Origin of the sequence: Pseudomonas sp. ADAK18 (assembly GCF_012935695.1) — a bacterium.
Taxonomy (GTDB): domain Bacteria; phylum Pseudomonadota; class Gammaproteobacteria; order Pseudomonadales; family Pseudomonadaceae; genus Aquipseudomonas.
In genome coordinates this window covers 4159269-4176387 of the sequence record NZ_CP052859.1, presented here as the reverse complement: position 1 = coordinate 4176387, position 17119 = coordinate 4159269, and the positions used below count along the sequence as shown (strand labels likewise).

Annotated in this window: 15 protein-coding genes; 8 read left to right on the top strand and 7 right to left on the bottom strand. The window is 60.7% G+C overall.

Going from position 1 to position 17119, the window contains the following annotated elements; genetic code table 11:
* Positions 1 to 53: 53 nt before the first annotated feature.
* Entirely contained in the window at positions 54 to 785 is a 732-nt protein-coding gene (locus HKK55_RS18855; RefSeq protein ID WP_169356057.1) for a response regulator, read from the top strand.
* Positions 775 to 2244, top strand: coding sequence for an ATP-binding protein (locus HKK55_RS18850; RefSeq protein ID WP_169356056.1), 1470 nt, complete (start codon positions 775 to 777; stop codon positions 2242 to 2244). The genes HKK55_RS18855 and HKK55_RS18850 overlap by 11 nt, the downstream gene beginning before the upstream one ends.
* A gap of 395 nt (positions 2245 to 2639) precedes the next feature.
* Here HKK55_RS18850 and HKK55_RS18845 read toward each other — a convergent pair whose 3' ends face one another.
* Positions 2640 to 3569, bottom strand: a complete 930-nt coding sequence (locus HKK55_RS18845) for an AraC family transcriptional regulator (RefSeq protein ID WP_155581348.1) — start codon at positions 3567 to 3569, stop codon at positions 2640 to 2642.
* Positions 3570 to 3907: 338 nt separating this feature from the next.
* On the opposite strand from HKK55_RS18845, the gene HKK55_RS18840 reads away from it, so the two are divergent.
* Both HKK55_RS18840 and HKK55_RS18835 read left to right on the top strand, forming a co-directional pair.
* Entirely contained in the window at positions 3908 to 4249 is a 342-nt protein-coding gene (locus HKK55_RS18840; protein WP_169356055.1) for an antibiotic biosynthesis monooxygenase family protein, read from the top strand.
* Positions 4250 to 4258: 9 nt separating this feature from the next.
* Positions 4259 to 4537: a hypothetical protein gene (locus HKK55_RS18835; RefSeq protein ID WP_169356054.1), complete on the top strand. Its 279-nt coding sequence runs from the start codon at positions 4259 to 4261 to the stop codon at positions 4535 to 4537.
* A 159-nt stretch (positions 4538 to 4696) separates the two neighbouring features.
* Here the strand turns inward: HKK55_RS18835 and HKK55_RS18830 are convergent, their stop codons facing one another.
* Positions 4697 to 5317: a flavin reductase family protein gene (locus tag HKK55_RS18830; protein ID WP_169356053.1), complete on the bottom strand. Its 621-nt coding sequence runs from the start codon at positions 5315 to 5317 to the stop codon at positions 4697 to 4699.
* A 202-nt stretch (positions 5318 to 5519) separates the two neighbouring features.
* On the opposite strand from HKK55_RS18830, the gene HKK55_RS18825 reads away from it, so the two are divergent.
* The gene (locus HKK55_RS18825; RefSeq protein WP_169356052.1) at positions 5520 to 6275 is read left to right on the top strand and encodes a hypothetical protein; all 756 of its coding nucleotides are present in this window, start codon (positions 5520 to 5522) and stop codon (positions 6273 to 6275) included.
* 127 nt (positions 6276 to 6402) lie between these two features.
* On the opposite strand, the gene HKK55_RS18820 is transcribed toward HKK55_RS18825, so the two are convergent.
* From HKK55_RS18820 to HKK55_RS18805, 4 genes are all read right to left on the bottom strand, one after another.
* A complete protein-coding gene (locus HKK55_RS18820) occupies positions 6403 to 7722 on the bottom strand; it encodes an MFS transporter (protein ID WP_169356051.1) in 1320 nt (439 codons plus the stop codon).
* Positions 7723 to 8037: 315 nt separating this feature from the next.
* Entirely contained in the window at positions 8038 to 9363 is a 1326-nt protein-coding gene (locus HKK55_RS18815) for a sigma-54 dependent transcriptional regulator (protein WP_169356050.1), read from the bottom strand.
* A complete protein-coding gene (locus tag HKK55_RS18810) occupies positions 9357 to 11123 on the bottom strand; it encodes an ATP-binding protein (protein WP_169356049.1) in 1767 nt (588 codons plus the stop codon). Before HKK55_RS18810 ends, HKK55_RS18815 begins: the two co-directional genes overlap by 7 nt.
* A gap of 256 nt (positions 11124 to 11379) precedes the next feature.
* Positions 11380 to 12903: a fumarate hydratase gene (locus HKK55_RS18805; protein WP_003214142.1), complete on the bottom strand. Its 1524-nt coding sequence runs from the start codon at positions 12901 to 12903 to the stop codon at positions 11380 to 11382.
* A gap of 303 nt (positions 12904 to 13206) precedes the next feature.
* On the opposite strand from HKK55_RS18805, the gene HKK55_RS18800 reads away from it, so the two are divergent.
* Together HKK55_RS18800 and HKK55_RS18795 are read left to right on the top strand one after the other, a co-directional pair.
* Positions 13207 to 14139 (top strand): iron-sulfur-binding ferredoxin reductase, encoded by a 933-nt coding sequence (locus tag HKK55_RS18800; RefSeq protein WP_169356048.1) that lies wholly within the window; start codon positions 13207 to 13209, stop codon positions 14137 to 14139.
* A gap of 30 nt (positions 14140 to 14169) precedes the next feature.
* A complete protein-coding gene (locus tag HKK55_RS18795; RefSeq protein WP_169356047.1) occupies positions 14170 to 14919 on the top strand; it encodes an enoyl-CoA hydratase-related protein in 750 nt (249 codons plus the stop codon).
* A gap of 113 nt (positions 14920 to 15032) precedes the next feature.
* On the opposite strand, the gene pyk is transcribed toward HKK55_RS18795, so the two are convergent.
* On the bottom strand, positions 15033 to 16484 hold the full coding sequence (gene pyk / locus HKK55_RS18790) for a pyruvate kinase (RefSeq protein ID WP_169356046.1): 1452 nt from the start codon (positions 16482 to 16484) through the stop codon (positions 15033 to 15035).
* 174 nt (positions 16485 to 16658) lie between these two features.
* Here pyk and HKK55_RS18785 point away from each other — a divergent pair, with 174 nt between their 5' ends.
* Positions 16659 to 17033: a tetratricopeptide repeat protein gene (locus HKK55_RS18785; RefSeq protein WP_169356045.1), complete on the top strand. Its 375-nt coding sequence runs from the start codon at positions 16659 to 16661 to the stop codon at positions 17031 to 17033.
* The last annotated feature ends 86 nt before the right edge of the window (positions 17034 to 17119 follow it).

The following is a 17119-nucleotide window of genomic DNA, read 5'->3' as shown; positions in this document are numbered from 1 at the left end:
AGCCTATGGCAGCGGCTACAGGGTTAGGCATAACAAAAATAAGGATGATCCCCGTGAGCGTAACCAGTAAGTCCATTCTCCTTGTCGACGACGACCAGGAAATCCGCGAGTTGCTGCAAACCTACCTCTGTCGCGCCGGCTTCCAGGTCCGTGGCGTGTCGGACGGTGCGGGGTTTCGCCAGGCGATGAACGAGGCACCGTGCGACCTGGTGATCCTCGATGTGATGCTGCCGGACGAAGACGGTTTCAGCCTCTGCCGCTGGATCCGCCAGCACCCGCGCCAGGCGCAGGTGCCGATCATCATGCTCACCGCCAGTTCCGACGAAGCCGACCGGGTGATTGGCCTGGAGTTGGGCGCCGACGACTACATCGGCAAGCCGTTCAGCCCGCGTGAATTGCAGGCACGGATCAAGGCCCTGTTGCGCCGTGCCCAGTTCGGGCAGGAGCGTAGCGGTGGCGAGGTGCTGGTGTTCGATGAGTGGCGCCTGGACATGGTCAGCCACCGCCTGTTTCATCTGGACGGGGAGGAAGTGATCCTCTCCGGCGCCGACTTTGCCTTGTTGAAGCTGTTCCTCGATCATCCCCAGCAAATCCTCGACCGAGACACCATTGGCAACGCCACCCGTGGCCGCGACCTGATGCCGTTGGACCGAATCGTCGACATGGCCGTCAGCCGCTTGCGCCAACGCCTGCGGGACACCGAAAAACCACCCCGGCTGATTCGCACAGTGCGCGGCAGTGGCTATCAACTGGCGGCCAGTGTGGTTGCCAGTAATGCCCACTGAACGCCTGAACGAACCACGCCGGCGGTTTCCGGTACCTCGCTCGCTGTTGGGGCGGATGTTGCTCCTGACGCTGCTGGCGGTGTTGTTTGCCCAGGCGTTGTCCAGCGTGATCTGGGTCTCGCAACTGCGGGCTACCCAGCTGGAAGGCCTGGTCACCAGCGCCCGCAGCCTGGCCCATTCGATGACCGCCAGCGTCAGTTATTTCCGCTCTCTGCCGGTGGCCTACCGCCCGTTGGTGCTGGACCAATTGCGCAGCATGGGCGGCACCCGTTTCGTGGTGACCCTCAACGACAAACCGCTGGACATGGCGATACTGCCCGAGACCCCGCGCAAGCAGGCGGTGCTCAAAGCCGTGGATGAAGTGCTGCGCCAGACCCTGGGCAGCGACGTGCACGTCTCGGTGGAGTTTGTCAGCGCCGAAGACCTGCGGATCTTTAACGCCGGCCTGAAACTCGACGAATTGCCGCGCTCCTGGGCTCACTACGCCTTGACCCTGGAACCGGTTAATCCGCCCGTGCTGGTGACCCAAATCCAACTGGCTCCCGGCGAATGGCTATACATCGCCTCGCTGTTGCCTGAGCCCTACACCAGCCTGGAAGAACAAGGCCTGCCGTCCCAGCAGGTGTGGTTTATCGTGCTGACCAGTGCGTTCCTGCTGCTGTTTATCGGCCTGCTGGTGCATTGGCAAAGCCGGCCGCTCAAGCGCCTGGCGCGGGCGGCGCGGGACATGTCCCTGGGCGCCGACGTGGAACCGGTGGCCGAAGGCGGTGGCAGTGAAGTAGTGGAAGTAGGGCGGGCCTTTAATGCCATGCGCGAACGCATCAGCCGCTACCTGACTGAGCGCAGCCAATTGTTCAGCGCCATTTCCCACGATCTGCGCACACCGATCACGCGTCTACGGTTACGAGTGGAATTGCTGGAAGATGAAAAACTGCAGGCCAAGTTTGGCCGGGACTTGGATGAGCTGGAATTGTTGGTCAAGGGCGCATTGCAGTGCGTCAAGGACACCGATATTCACGAGAACATCGAACCGGTGGACCTCAATTATGTGCTCGATTGCCTGGTGGAGCCTTACCTGGCGCCCAATGGCAACGGCCGGGTGACCCAACACGGGCGGGCGCTGGCGCTCTATCAGGGCAAACCGCTGGCCCTCAAACGCTGCATGGGCAACCTGATCGACAACGCCTTGAAGTATGGCCAGAACGCCCATCTGTACATCGAAGATGACGGCGCGGAGTTCATCCTCCACGTTGATGACGAAGGCCCAGGCGTGCCCGAACAGCGCCTGGAGCAAGTCTTCGAACCGCACTTTCGCCTTGCCGGGCAGCAGCAGGGTTATGGCCTGGGACTGGGCATTGCGCGCAATATCGCCCATAGCCATGGCGGTGAAGTGAGTTTGCAGAATTTGCGTGAGGGTGGCTTGCGGGTGACTTTGCAGTTGCCCCGCACCCTGGATTAAGCCCGGTCTAAATGTCAGCCCTTTCAAGGTCTTTGAAAAAACAGTCATTAGAGGTGCACATTGACCCTGTGGCGAGGGGGCTTGCCCCCGTTGGGCTGCGAAGCGGCCCCAATAGGATCGCTGAGTTTCTTCAGATAGACCGAGATGGCAGGTTTTAGGGCTGCTCCGCAGCCCAACGGGGGCAAGCCCCCTCGCCACAGGTCAGTGTTCTCTTTCCAAGTACGGCTGCGTTCTCAAAGACCTTGAAAGGGCTGGGTCTAAATGTGGGAGCGGGCTTGCTCGCGAATGCGGTGTGTCAGATACAAGTATTTCAACTGGCAGGACGCATTCGCGAGCAAGCCCGCTCCCACACAAACCAGCTCCCACATTTGATCTTTGTTGTCCTTGGGTATGCGTCAGACGCTCAAGCGCAACCGCGCCAAATCCCGCAACGGCGGTGCGCCAAACAACCGGCTGTATTCACGGCTGAATTGCGACGGGCTTTCATACCCCACCCGATACCCCGCCGCCGAAGCCTCCAGGCCTTCGGCGATCATTAGCCGTCGGGCTTCCTGCAGGCGCAGTTGCTTCTGATATTGCAACGGACTCATGGCCGTCATTGCCTTGAAGCGGTGGTGCAAGGTCGAGACGCTGAGGTTCACTTCCTTAGCCAGATCATCAATGCGCAGTGGTTGTTCAAAGTTGCCGTTCAACCATTTGATGGCCTGGCTGACCCGATGGCTCTGACTGTTGGCGACGGCAATTTCATACAGTCGATAGCCTTGCGGGCTACGCAACAGGCGATACAGGATCTCTCGGCTGATCAGCGGCGCGAGCATGGCGATGTCTTTGGGCGTGTCCAGCAGGCGTGTCAGGCGCAGCACTGCGTCCAGCAACTGGCTGTCGAGACGGTCGACATACAAGCCTCTGGCAGTCGGGCGAGTGGGCACACCCATGGGGCCGGCCTCGGCGATCAGCGCGGTGATCTGTGCCGGGTCGATGTCCAGTCGAAGTGACAGGTTAGGGTTTTCCGGCGAGGCCTCGATAATGCGCCCGGCTACTGGCATCGATACCGAAAACACCAGGTAATTAAGCGGGTCATACGCGAAGGTTTCGTCTGCCAGGCGCACTTCCTTGCTGCCGTGGGCAAGGATGCACAACGCCGGTTGCGCCAGCACGGGCATGAAGTCCCGTGGTGCGTTATGCCGGTTGAGTACGAAGGAATTGATCGCCGTGGCGTAGGAGCCGTCCTCGCAGGTGTGACGCAGAACGATATCGGCCAACTCTGCGCGCTGCTTTTCCATGTCGGGGTCGAGGGGGGCAGGGCGATGTTCTAGCGACGACATGGGGCATCCTCTGGGCGCTTTGACGATGGGCACAGCTTAAAGGCGGGTTTCCAAACAGTGTTATGTCAATTCTGCACAATCCTTGCCTGATCCTGCGATAAATCACGGATCAGGCAAGTATGGCCGCTGTCACCTGGCGGTAACCCGCATGAAACAAGGCCGTCATGCCCGGCGTAAAACCTGTGGCTTGAACGCTATCTCTACGCTTCTCGCAGGATTGTGCAATAAGCCGGCAGGAATCGACTAACCACGCGTGCGGGGGCGCCGCTATCTTTGATCCTGTGGCAACACACCCCCACAGTGTTGCCGAGCATCACTTCTCAACGGGAGAGTCGAACATGTCCACCCCCATTCCCGCGAGCCATATGGCCTTTATCCGCGCCCGCACCGGGTGCAGCACCGAACTGGGTGCACGCTTGAGTAGTTTGATCGAACCGGGCCGCCAGGCTCAGGGTTGCCTGCAATTCTCGTTGCAGCATTCCCTGTCGGATCCGGATGTGTGGCTGATCTCGGGTTTCTGGAGCAGTGAACAGGCGATGAGTGCCTATTTCAGCTCCCCGGCCTTGGTGATCTTTACCGAGTTGGTCAATGACCTGGTGATCCGCAGCATGGACTTCCAGACCTTCACCGATACGTCTGCCGTCAACGCTTACGGCGAATACCTGCAACTGGCTGGATGAGTGTTTAGAATGGCCAACTTTCCATTGGCCAGGACCCGCAACATGGCACGTAAAGAGTTTGCCCACCACGAAGCCGTTTCCGCCGTAGTGCCGGGAGAAGGTGGCTACAGCGCCGCCGTCGCCGTCAAGGCACTGGATGGCATGGGCGCACCGCGCTTTCACAAGATCCTTGATGGCCAGAAGTTCAAGACTGCCGATGACGCCGACGACGCTGCTGCCCAGCAACTTGAGCGCTTGATCGACGTTGATGAAGACGGTCAGTTGACCTGGGCTGCTGTTGCCAGCTGAAACCGAGCACTGACTACCAGGCAACGAAAATCAAATGTGGGGGCCGGGCTTGCCCGCGATAGCGGTGTGTCAGTTGCCAAATGTGCCGACTGATACACCGCCATCGCAGGCAAGCCAGCTCCCACTCTGATTTGTTTTGTCAGGTAGATAGCAATCCATTCAACGTGGCCGGTACATCTTGAACAAGGCCTCAGGCCCCAACTGGAAGTAATCCGCCGGGCCGCCGCCGCGCAGAATTGGCTCGGCGGCGGCGGTGTCGTACACCCCATCCTTGAGCAACCACTTGGCGATGTGCACGGCGACCACTTCGCCGAGCACCAGCCAAGTGGGTACCAACTCCTTGTCGGCTCGCTGCAACTGAATGATCTGCGTCACCTTGCATTCGAACGACACCGGGCTCTCGCCTACCCGAGGCACGGCAATCACTTTTGAGGCCACTGGCGTCAGGCCGGACAATTCGAACTCGTTGACCTCGGGTGACACGGGCGCGCAGCTCTGGTTCATCTGCTCGGCCAGCGGACGGGTGGCCAGGTTCCAGACGAACTCGCCGGTCTGCTCAATGTTGTTCAGGCTGTCTTTGCGCCCGACACTGGAAAAGCCAATGATCGGCGGAATGTAGTTGAAGGCGTTGAAGAAGCTGTAGGGCGCCAGGTTCAGGCGGCCTTCGCGGTCCTGGGAAGAAATCCAGCCAATCGGTCGCGGGCCGACGATGGCATTGAACGGGTCATGGGGCAGGCCGTGGCCGTTGGCGGGTTCGTAGAAATGGATATCGTCGGACATGGCCGGGGTTCCTGCTGGGCGGTTCTGGAAGGGCATCATAGTGCAAGCCGTGGCGAGGGATTTCCACCGGTGTCTGCTACGGAACATGGAATTTTCATACGCTGCCCACCTATTTTTCACAGCCCTGCGTTCAGTCTGCGCGCCAGGTCGACACCCCCCTCTGCGTCGGCCTTCAAGACTGAACTCTGGAGCCTTCTGCGTCATGAACAAACTTCCTCAGATAACCCTGGCGTTCTGGGTCATGAAAATCTGCGCGACGACCCTGGGCGAAACCGCCGGGGACTTGCTGTCGATGACCCTGAATGTCGGTTATGCCATCAGCTCGATGATCCTGATCAGCGTGTTTCTGGTCACCCTGGTGACGCAACTCTGGTCGAAAACCTACAACCCGGTGCTGTACTGGATCGTGATCCTGTCCACCAGCACCGCCGGCACCACCATGTCGGACTTTATGGACCGCACCTTGGGCCTCGGTTATGCCACAGGATCCCTGATCCTGATCTCGATTCTGGTGGCGATCTTTGCCCTGTGGCGCGTCAGCGGCGACTCGCTGAACGTGAACAAGGTCCAGACCTTTCGTGGTGAGTTGTTCTACTGGATGGCGATCCTGTTCTCCAACACCTTGGGTACTGCGCTGGGGGATTTCCTCGCCGACGATTCAGGGCTTGGCTTTGCCGGTGGTGCCTTGCTGATCGGCGCGAGTATCGCGGTGGTGGTGTTGCTCAAGTACTTCACGAAGATTTCGTCGGTGTTGCTGTTCTGGGTGGCGTTTGTGTTGACCCGACCGTTCGGCGCAACGTTGGGCGACTTCCTGACCAAACCCCTTGAAAAGGGTGGGCTGGATTTCGGCACCATCGGTTCGTCGGCAGTGTTGGCGGTGGTACTGGTGGTGATGATTGCCGGGGCATCGTATGCGCAACGCCGGTATGGGCAGCAGGGGGTTGCAGAGTTGTCTTGAGGTAGGTGCGATTCGTCAAACGATGAGATCGAAATGTGGGAGCGGGCTTGCTCGCGAAAGCGGAGTGTCAGTCACTGATGTGCTGAATGACACACTGCATTCGCGAGCAAGCCCGCTCCCACATTTTTTAGTCCGTGGTAATCCGCGAATGCTTGCGGGTGTCTTTCATGGTCACATAGACCACCAGCGACACCGCAATACACGCGGTCACGTACCAGTAGTAGCCGGTTTCCATGCCGATGCTCTTGAACCACAGCGCGATGTATTCAGCGGTACCGCCGAAGATCGACACGGTCAGCGCATACGGCAGGCCAACGCCCAGGGCGCGGATTTCGGTAGGGAACAGCTCGGCCTTCACCACGGCGTTGATCGAGGTATAGCCGCTGACAATGATCAGCGCCGCCATGATCAGGAAGAACGCGCCCCACCAGCTCTGGATGGTGTGCAAGGTGGTGAGGATCGGTACGGTGAACAAGGTCCCCAGGATACCGAAGGCAATCAGGATCGGCCGACGACCGACCTTATCCGATAGCCCGCCGACGATGGGTTGCAGGCACATGAACAGAAACAGCGTGGCCGCCGAAATGGTGGTGGAGTCGGAGATGCTCATGCCGACGGTGTTCACCAGGTATTTCTGCATGTAGGTGGTGTAGGTGTAGAACGCCAGGGTGCCGCCCATGGTCAGGCCGACCACGGTCATCAGTTCCTTGGGGTGACGCATCAAGGTGCGCATCGCGCTTTCCTTGGCTTTTTCCTTCTTGGTGAACGACTCGGTTTCTTCCATGCCGCGACGTAGGTACAGCGCAACAACTGCACAGAGGGCGCCGATGACGAACGGAATACGCCAGCCCCAGTCGTACAGTTGCTCGGTGGTCAGCGTTTGTTGCAGCACAATCAGCACGCCGAGGGCGATGAGCTGGCCGGAGATCAGGGTCACGTACTGGAAGCTGGAGAAGAAGCCGCGACGTTCCTTGGTCGCCATTTCGCTCAGGTAAGTGGCCGAGGTACCGTATTCGCCACCCACTGACAGCCCTTGTAGCAGACGGGCGAACACCAACAGGATCGGCGCGCCGACACCGATGGTTTCATAACCTGGGGTCAGGGCGATGATCAGCGAGCCGAAGCACATCAGCAGCACCGAGGCCATCAGCGCAGCTTTACGGCCCTTGCGGTCGGCGTACAGGCCCATCAGCCAGCCACCGATAGGGCGCATCAGGAAGCCCACGGCGAAGATCGCGGCGGTGTTGAGCAGTTGGGCGGTGGTGTCGCCTTTGGGGAAGAAGGCTTTGGCGAAGTACAGCGAGAAAGCGGCGTAGACGTACCAGTCGTACCACTCGACCATGTTGCCGACCGAGCCACTGAAAATCGACTTGATCCGGCTGGAAGTGGTGCGTTCTTTTGCCGGCGCAGCCGCCGACCCTAGAGGCAGGGAGTTGGAGTTATCCATTGAAGGATCCTTCATCTAATTGTTTTTGTGGAGCGCGCGCAAGCGCAGCCTGCTCGGGCTATAGCAGGAGCTGTGCCAAGCTGATGAAGGCCCGGTCTAGAAGGGTTACAGGATTTTATTGAGCGGAAAGTCGCTGATGTTTTGGATGAGGTAGGCGGAAATCCGCTCAACGGCCTGAGGGGTGGGCTGTCTTTAATGGCCCCATCGCGGGCAAGCCCGGCTCCCACATTTGATCGGTGCTGTTGCTGGCAACTCGGTCAAAGGTGGGAGCTGGCTTGCCTGCGATGAGGCCCTTGCGGGCAACACAACGTCAGCCTAGAGAAACGTCTCCCGCGCCAACCCGTGCCGCTGCATCTTTTCATTAAAGGTACGCCGTGGCAGTTGCAACTCCGCCAGCACCGCCTTGATATCGCCTTTGTGTCGGGTCAGTGCCGCTTTCAGGCAGTGAGCTTCAAAGGCTTCCTGTTGCGCCGCCAGCGATTGCCCAGCCTCGATTCCTTCCGGCTCTGGTTCACCAAGCCCCAACACTTGGCGCTCGGCGACGTTGGCCAACTCACGCACATTGCCCGGCCAGTCATGGCTGAGCAGTCGCCCCAACTGTGGCCCACTCAGTGGCGCAAAGCTGCGGCCCAGACGCTCGGCGGCACTTTGTGCGAAGTGTTCGAACAGCAGCGGAATATCTTCCCGACGCTCGCGCAACGGCGGCAGGCGCAACTGCGCGACGTTCAGCCGATACGCCAAGTCCTCGCGAAAGCGCCCGGCTCGTGCTTCGTCCAGGAGGTCCGGCTTGGTCGCGGCAATGATCCGCAAATCCACTTTGATGCTCTGGTTGGAACCTAGGCGTTCGAGCTTCTGCTCTTGCAACACCCGCAGCAACTTCACCTGCTGGGCCAAGGGCATGCTTTCGATTTCATCGAGAAACAGTGTCCCGCCATCGGCATATTCCAGTTTGCCAATACGCTTGCCCTGGGCGCCGGTGAAGGCGCCGCTTTCATGGCCGAACAGCTCGGCTTCGAACAACTGCTCTGGAATCGCCGCGCAGTTCAATGCCACAAACGGCTTCTTCGCCCGGGGCCCGAAATCATGCAGGCAACGGGCAACCAGTTCTTTACCGCTGCCGGTCTCGCCACGGATCAACACATTGACCGGCAGGGTCGCCAGGTCCAGCACTTGCCGACGCAGGTTCTGCAAGCTGCGGGAGACGCCGAGCAGGCTTGCGTCCAACTTGGCCCGGTGATCAGCCTGTTGATGCAGGCGACGGTTTTCCAGGACCAACCCGCGCTTGTCCAGCGCTCGGCGCAGGCTGCTGAGCAGGGCCTCGGGGCTGAAGGGTTTTTCCAGGAAATCGTAGGCGCCGTCGCGCATGGCCTCCACCGCCATCGGCACATCACCGTGGCCGGTGAGCAGGATCACCGGCAGGTCGGTATCGCGCCGTTGTACCTCAGCCAATAACTCCAGGCCACTGAGCCCCGGCATACGCACATCGCTGAGGATTACCCCGGGGAAATCCCTGGGCAACTGCTGCAGGCATTCCTCGGCACGGCTGAACAGCTGCACTTCGAAGCCCGCCAGGCTCAGCCATTGCTCAACGGCCGTGCGGATGCTGGCTTCGTCATCGACCACAATCACCGCGTTCAACATAGGTCTGGCGTCTCCAGGGCGATGGGCAGGGTGAGGGTGAAGATCGCGCCGTCACCCTGGTTGGCGGCGCTCAGGCGGCCGCCCAGTTCGTGGACGATAGCGTAGGACACCGCGAGCCCCAGGCCGAGCCCGTCACCCACCGGTTTAGTGGTGAAGAATGGGTCAAACACGTTGCTGAGATGATCTTCGGCAATGCCACCGCCGCTGTCGCTGACGGTCAGGCGCCACAGTTGTTGATCCGTGTGCAGGCGAATTTCCAGGCGTTTGCGCGGTTTGTCGGCCATGGCGTCCAGGGCATTGCGCAGTAGGTTGATCAGCACCTGTTCCAGACGGATCGCATCGCCGCGCACCCAGGCTGGGCGGGTCAGGTCCAGCACTGCGCCGATGGATTCGTCCCGCAGGCGAGCGTCGAGCAAATGCAGCGACTGATCCACCACCGTTGCCAGGTCCAGACGTTCGCGCAGCCCGCTGGGGCTTTTGCGGGCAAAGGTCTTGAGGTGGCCGGTGAGGGCGGCCATGCGGGTGAGCATGTCGTCCAGCGGTGTCAGCGCCTTGTAGGCGTCATCCACGCGGCCGTGATCCAGTAGTAGCCGCAGCGTCGCCAGTTGCATGCGCTGGGCGGTCAGCGGTTGGTTGATCTCATGGGCCAGGGCCGCGGACATCTGGCCCAGCGCTGCCAGCTTGGCCGACTGCACCAGGCCATCCTGGGCGGTGCGCAGGTCGCGGGTACGTTCTTCTACCAGTTGCTCAAGTTCTTCCCGGCTGCGCTGGCGCAAGCGGGCCAGGCGCCAGCGCTGGCTCAGAAACAGCAATAGGAACACCAGCGTCAGCCACAGCCCAGCGGCGGCGAGGCCCGCATTGCGCTGTTCCTCGGCTGCCAGTTGCGGCTTGCGTAACAGATGCAGGGTCCAGCCTTCCGCTTTCAGCGGCAGGGATTCCCAGAGGTAGTCGGTGCGGCCCTCGGGGCCATCGACGCGCATCAGGTGGCTGTTGTCGTCAAAGCGCTGCAAGGCCTGGGTGTCCAGGGGCAGCAGCTGCTTCTTGTCGTATTGCCGGGTAGCCTTGAGTTCGGCGTGGTCACTGTCCGACAGCGGACGCAAGGCGCGATAGCGCCAGCCCGGCTGATTGGCGATAAACACAATGCCTCGCGCATCGCTGACCAGTAGCAGATCGTTGCCCTGAGCCCACTCGCGCTCCAGCTCCGGAAACTCCAGCTTGACCACCATGGCGCCGAGGAACTGCTGGTGTTCATCCAGGACCGCGCTTGAGAGGAAATAACCCGGAATGCCGGTGGTCACCCCCACGGCGTAAAAGCGCCCCGTGCCCTGGCTCAGGGTTTGGCTGAAATACGGGCGAAACGCGTAGTTGTGTCCGACATAACTGCTGGGCAAGTTCCAGTTGCTGGCGGCCACGGCCAGGCCGGTGCGATCCATCAATTCCAGGGTTGAAGACTGGGCTGCGCCGTTGATGCGTTCCAGTTTGTGGTTGAGCAGGTCCTGCGTCGCGGCGTCCAACGGGCCCTTCAAGGCGCTGATCATTTCCGAGTCCAGGGCCAGCACGGCGGGCAGGGCGCGGTAGCGTTCGATCAGGGTATGCAGGGAGTTGCCGTACAGCCCAAGTTGTTGATTGGCGCGGGCGGCATCGTCTACCAGGGTCTGGCGTTCAGCGTGACGCATCGCCAGGCCGGCAGCGAGCACGGCGCCGGCGACGATCAGCAGGGTGTAGAGGGTCAAACGCAATGGGCGGGGAATCGCGATCATATGCAGATGAACGGGGGTAATTAGGGGCGAGCACCATAGCATGCGTGGCGTTGCTGTTGTGGTGAGTCCCGAGGAGTACCTGTGGCGAGCGAGCTTGCTCGCGTTGGGGCGCGTAGGGGCCCCCAAAATGGAACTGCTACGCAGTCCAACGCGGGCAAGCCCGCTCGCCACAGTGAAAACTTTCACCATCGTCAGAATGTGTAGGCATAAAAAAGGCGACCGTATCGGTCGCCTTTTTATCCAGCAGGGGAAATGCTTACTGCACTTCTACCGCCAGGCTCTCACTGATCTTTTTCTGCCAGATGGCAGGACCTGTGATGTGTACCGATTCACCCTTGCTGTCCACCGCAACGGTCACCGGCATGTCTTTCACGTCGAACTCGTAGATCGCTTCCATGCCCAGTTCAGCGAAAGCCACCACGCGGGATTTCTTGATGGCTTGGGCCACCAGGTAAGCCGCGCCGCCGACAGCCATCAGGTAAACGGCCTTGTGGTCCTTGATCGCTTCGATAGCGGTTGGGCCGCGCTCGGATTTGCCGATCATGCCCAACAAGCCGGTTTGCTCGAGGATCTGGCGGGTGAACTTGTCCATCCGTGTGGCCGTGGTCGGACCGGCTGGCCCGACGACTTCTTCGCGTACCGGATCAACCGGGCCGACGTAGTAGATAAAGCGACCCTTGAGGTCCACCGGCAGGGTTTCGCCCTTGTTCAGCATCTCGACCATGCGCTTGTGCGCGGCGTCGCGGCCGGTGAGCATCTTGCCGTTGAGCAACACGGTTTCGCCCGGTTTCCAGCTCTGTACGTCTTCCGGGGTCAGGGTGTCGAGGTTGACGCGACGGGCCGACGGGCCGGCTTCCCAGACGATTTCCGGGTAGGCGTCCAGCGGTGGCGCTTCCAGCGAGGCCGGGCCGGAACCGTCGAGCACGAAGTGCGCGTGACGGGTAGCGGCACAGTTCGGGATCATGCACACCGGCAAGGAGGCCGCGTGAGTCGGGTAGTCCATGATCTTCACGTCGAGCACGGTGGTCAGGCCACCCAGGCCCTGAGCACCAATGCCCAGTTGGTTGACCTTCTCGAACAGTTCCAGGCGCATCTCTTCGATACGGTTGGACGGGCCACGCTTTTTCAGCTCATGGATGTCGATGGATTCCATCAACACTTCCTTGGCCATCACTGCGGCTTTCTCGGCGGTGCCGCCGATGCCGATGCCCAGCATGCCCGGTGGGCACCAGCCGGCGCCCATGGTCGGAACGGTCTTGAGCACCCAGTCGACGATCGAGTCGGACGGGTTGAGCATGGCCATTTTCGACTTGTTCTCGGAGCCGCCGCCCTTGGCTGCCACGTCCACTTCCACAGTGTTACCCGGGACGATGGAGTAGTGGATCACCGCAGGGGTGTTGTCCTTGGTGTTTTTGCGCGCGCCTGCCGGGTCGGCAAGGATCGAGGCCCGCAGGACGTTTTCCGGCAGGTTGTAAGCCTGGCGCACGCCTTGGTTGATCATGTCGTCCAGGCTCATGGTGGCGCCATCCCAGCGCACGTCCATACCTACACGTACAAATACGGTGACGATCCCGGTGTCCTGGCAAATCGGGCGGTGGCCGGTGGCACACATGCGCGAGTTGATCAGGATCTGTGCCATGGAGTCACGGGCCGCTGGCGACTCTTCGCGCAGGTAGGCTTCGTGCATGGCCTGGATGAAGTCAACGGGGTGGTAATAGGAAATGAACTGCAGGGCGTCGGCAACGCTCTGAATCAGGTCGTCTTGCTTGATCACGGTCATGAGTCGCGCTCCTCTATAAGACGGGAACATTCAATAAAGGTGTCTTCAGTGGGGTGCATCGGTCGGCTGAAGGCACCTTTCCAAGGCACGCCGGGTGCTGCTAGGCGCGACGCTAAAAAGGCGCGGCAGTATAACCCGGTGCGGTGGCCGATACACCCGACTATGGTCATGAATGCTGGGCGCGCTCCACTTTAGGCGCGAGCGTGCTCGCGAAAAATATGAATCTGATGGGTTTCGTCATATTCCCCGCGTTATCGTTAGCGACCATCGAGAGCAAACTCGCTCCTAATTAGAGAAGGTTTCATGCCTGAACTCCACGTCGGCGAACGCCACTGGTCGGTACCCACCGGCAGCAACCTGCTGGACGTCCTGAACCAGGCGGGTGTCGCCGTGCCCTACAGTTGTCGGGCGGGCAGTTGCCATGCCTGCCTGGTGCGTTGCCAGGGCGAGGTTCAGGACAAACAGCCCGATGCCTTGAGCCCAGCGCAACGCCAGGACGGCTGGCGCCTGGCGTGTCAGTGCCAGGTCACGGGCGATCTGCAGGTGGAAGCTTTCGATCCGCGCGCTGATGGCCTGGCTGCGCAGGTACTGCGCGCCGACTGGTTGAACCCGGCGGTGCTGCGTCTGCGTCTGCAACCGGAGCGCAGCCTGCGCTATCAGGCCGGACAGCACTTGGTGTTGTGGGCGGGGAGGATCGCGAGGCCGTATTCCCTGGCCAGCTTGCCCCAGGTCGACCCGTACTTGGAGTTTCACCTCGATTGCCGCTTGCCCGGCGAATTCAGTGATGCTGCCCGAAAGCTGAAGGCGGGCGACGGCCTGCGTTTGGGCGAACTGCGTGGTGGCGCGCTGCACTACGACCCGGACTGGCAGGTCCGTCCGCTCTGGCTGTTGGGGTCCGGTACCGGCATGGCACCCTTGTGGGGTGTGCTGCGGGAGGCCTTGCGCCAGGATCATCAGGGCGCCATCCGGGTCATTCATCTGGCGCATGATGCCAACGGGCATTACTTGGCCGAGCCTTTGGCGGCGCTGGCTGCCAGCCATCCCAACCTCAGCGTCGAGCTATGGACAGCGGCTGAGTTGACTGAGGCTTTGGCGCAACTGCGGCTTGTTTCAAGGCAAACTCTGGCTTTACTCTGCGGGCACCCTGCCAGCGTCGAGGCCTTTTCAAAGCGCCTGTTCCTGGCGGGACTGCCGCGCAATCAACTGCTGGCCGACGTCTTCCTGCCCCGTGGTTGAGCGCTGAATTTTCCAGCCGCGAGATTTGCCATGACCGACGCCATCCTGCTGCAACGCGAACGTGGGCTGCTGATCCTGCAGCTTAATCGTCCGGACAAGAAAAACGCCTTGACCCGCGCCATGTACAGCCAGTTGGCCGAGGCGCTGGAGCAGGCGGACGCTGATGCCACACTCAATGCGGTGTTGATCCAGGGCAGCAGTGAATGCTTCACCGCCGGAAATGACATTGGCGACTTTCTTGAACAACCGCCGGCGGATCTCGACAGCCCGGTGTTTCATTTCATGCGCAGTTTGCTCAATTGCCGAAAACCCGTGATTGCGGCGGTTGCGGGTGCAGCGGTGGGGATTGGTACGACGCTGCTGCTGCATTGTGATCTGGTGTATGTCAGCCGGGATGCGCGGTTGCGCATGCCGTTCGTCAACTTGGGGCTGTGCCCGGAGTTTGGTTCCAGTTTGATCCTGCCGCGATTGTTGGGGCATGCCAAGGCTGCGGAGTTGTTACTGCTGGGTGAAGGGTTTACCGGCGAGCAGGCTGCCGCTTGGGGCATTGCCACTGAGGCATTGGGCAGCGGCGAATCAGCCTTGGCCAAGGCGCGGGAAGTCGCCGTACGCTTTGAAACCCTGGCGCCTGGGGCGGTGCAGGTCAGCAAGCACCTGATGAAGAGCGTCGACCGCGAGCAACTGCGCAAGGTGATCGAGGAGGAGGGTGCGTTGTTTACCCAACGGTTGAAGTCGCCGGAGGCGATTGCGGCGTTGTCAGGGTTTATCAACCGACGCTAACCAAATGTGGGAGGGGGCTTGCTCCCGATTGCGGTGGATCAGTGACAGATAAGCTGACTGTCACACCGCTATCGGGAGCAAGCCCCCTCCCACATTGTTTTTCAGCGTGTCACTTAGACCATCTTGTCGCCAACGTGCAGGATCTTCATGCCGTTGGTGCCGCCGATGGTGTGGTAGCTGTCGCCCTTGGTCAGGATGACCCAGTCGCCTTTCTCCACAACGCCGCGCTTGAGCAACTCGTCGATCGCGGCCTGGCTGACTTGCTCAGGCGGCAGCGATGCCGGGTCGAACGGTACGGTGTAGACGCCACGGAACAAGGCCGCGCGGGCCTGGGTTTCGCGGTGCGGGGAGAACGCGTAGATCGGGATCGAGGAACGGATACGCGACATGATCAACGGCGTGTAGCCACTTTCGGTCAAGGCGATGATCGCTTTCACGCCCGGGAAGTGGTTGGCGGTGTACATGGCAGCCAGGGCGATGCTCTGGTCGCAGCTTTCGAACACCTTGCCGATGCGGTGGCTGGAGGTCTTGCTGGTCGGGTGCTTCTCAGCGCCGACGCAGATACGCGCCATGGCCTGGACGGCTTCCAACGGGTACGGGCCTGCAGCACTTTCAGCCGAGAGCATCACGGCGTCGGTGTAGTCGAGCACGGCGTTGGCCACGTCGGACACTTCGGCGCGGGTAGGCATCGGGTTCTGGATCATCGACTCCATCATCTGGGTCGCAACGATCACCGCTTTGTTGTGGCGGCGTGCGTGCAGGATGATCTTCTTCTGGATGCCGATCAGTTCGGCGTCACCGATTTCCACGCCCAGGTCGCCACGGGCAACCATCACAGCGTCGGAAGCCTTGATCAGGCCATCGAGGGTTTCGTCATCGGCCACGGCTTCGGCGCGTTCGATCTTCGCCACCAGCCAGGCGGTACCGCCGGCTTCGTCGCGCAGCTTACGGGCGTATTCCATGTCGGCGGCGTCGCGCGGGAAGGACACGGCGAGGTAGTCCACTTCCATTTCGGCGGCGAGCTTGATGTCAGCCTTGTCTTTCTCGGTCAGGGCCGGCGCCGTCAGGCCACCGCCGCGACGGTTGATGCCTTTGTGGTCGGACAGTGGGCCGCCGATGATCACGGTGCAGTTCAGCTCAGTGACGGTAGCGGTGTCGACGCGCATGACCACGCGTCCGTCGTCGAGCAGCAACTCGTCGCCGACGCCGCAATCTTTCACCAGGTCCGGGTAGTCGATACCCACGACTTGCTGGTTGCCGTCGGTCAGCGGATGGCTGGTGGAGAAGGTGAACTTGTCACCGATCTTCAGTTCGATCCGCTTGTTGGCGAATTTGGCGATACGAATTTTCGGGCCTTGCAGGTCACCCAGCAGTGCGACGAAGCGGCCATGCTTGGCGGCCAGGTCACGCACCAGTTTGGCGCGAGCCTTGTGCTCGTCCGGGGTGCCATGGGAGAAGTTCAGACGGGCAACGTCCAGGCCAGCCAGAATCAGCTGTTCGAGGACTTCCGGCGAGTTACTGGCCGGGCCAAGGGTGGCGACGATTTTGGTACGACGGACGGACATGCACGGACTCCTGAGTTCAAGCGCTGAGGAAGGCTACTATGCTCTTTGGTTGTAGTCATTGTTCGTTTGCACTACTTATCGACGTTTCGCTTGTTTTCACCTGTTTGGACAGGCGATCAACCTTGAAGATTTTTGCACAGGGGTCGATACACTGCACAAGACAGGAGAACCCCCATGCGAATCGTGATCATTGCTGCCCTGGCCGTCAGTGTTGTCGGCTGTACCCGTTGGTCGATGGACCATCATTTGAACAATGCCTATCGCGCCTATGATGTCGGCGATTGTCAGCGGGTAACCCTTGAGTTGTCCCAGGTCGACCGTGAAAGTCGGTCCCGGCGCTATGTGCAACCTGAGGTCTCGATGCTGCGCGGGCAGTGCCTGGAGCGGCAGAAGCTGTTCGTCGATGCGGCGCAAACCTACCAGTTCATCATCAGCCAATACCCGGCCAGCGAGTATGCCTTTCGGGCACGTGCGCGTCTGGACACCCTGCAGCAACTGGGGCACTACCCAGGCATCAGTGCCGCTCAACCGCGTCCGGCGTCATTGTGATGATATTTGTCATTCCATAGCTGGCCCCTTGCCAGTCTTCGGCTAATCTTTGAATGTCTGTTTGTACAAGTTTCTTGTTTGAACGG

Excerpts from the sequence above, each read along its gene's own strand:
- HKK55_RS18845 (WP_155581348.1), bottom strand. The coding sequence starts at position 3,569 with ATGTCGTCGCTAGAACATCGCCCTGCCCCCCTCGACCCCGACATGGAA.
- HKK55_RS18825 (WP_169356052.1), top strand. The coding sequence starts at position 5,520 with ATGAACAAACTTCCTCAGATAACCCTGGCGTTCTGGGTCATGAAAATC.
- HKK55_RS18820 (WP_169356051.1), bottom strand. The coding sequence starts at position 7,722 with ATGGATAACTCCAACTCCCTGCCTCTAGGGTCGGCGGCTGCGCCGGCA.
- HKK55_RS18810 (WP_169356049.1), bottom strand. The coding sequence starts at position 11,123 with ATGATCGCGATTCCCCGCCCATTGCGTTTGACCCTCTACACCCTGCTG.
- HKK55_RS18795 (WP_169356047.1), top strand. The coding sequence starts at position 14,170 with ATGACCGACGCCATCCTGCTGCAACGCGAACGTGGGCTGCTGATCCTG.
- HKK55_RS18785 (WP_169356045.1), top strand. The coding sequence starts at position 16,659 with ATGCGAATCGTGATCATTGCTGCCCTGGCCGTCAGTGTTGTCGGCTGT.
- HKK55_RS18815 (WP_169356050.1), bottom strand. The coding sequence starts at position 9,363 with ATGTTGAACGCGGTGATTGTGGTCGATGACGAAGCCAGCATCCGCACG.
- HKK55_RS18805 (WP_003214142.1), bottom strand. The coding sequence starts at position 12,903 with ATGACCGTGATCAAGCAAGACGACCTGATTCAGAGCGTTGCCGACGCC.
- HKK55_RS18850 (WP_169356056.1), top strand. The coding sequence starts at position 775 with ATGCCCACTGAACGCCTGAACGAACCACGCCGGCGGTTTCCGGTACCT.
- HKK55_RS18840 (WP_169356055.1), top strand. The coding sequence starts at position 3,908 with ATGTCCACCCCCATTCCCGCGAGCCATATGGCCTTTATCCGCGCCCGC.
- HKK55_RS18830 (WP_169356053.1), bottom strand. The coding sequence starts at position 5,317 with ATGTCCGACGATATCCATTTCTACGAACCCGCCAACGGCCACGGCCTG.
- HKK55_RS18800 (WP_169356048.1), top strand. The coding sequence starts at position 13,207 with ATGCCTGAACTCCACGTCGGCGAACGCCACTGGTCGGTACCCACCGGC.
- pyk (WP_169356046.1), bottom strand. The coding sequence starts at position 16,484 with ATGTCCGTCCGTCGTACCAAAATCGTCGCCACCCTTGGCCCGGCCAGT.
- HKK55_RS18835 (WP_169356054.1), top strand. The coding sequence starts at position 4,259 with ATGGCCAACTTTCCATTGGCCAGGACCCGCAACATGGCACGTAAAGAG.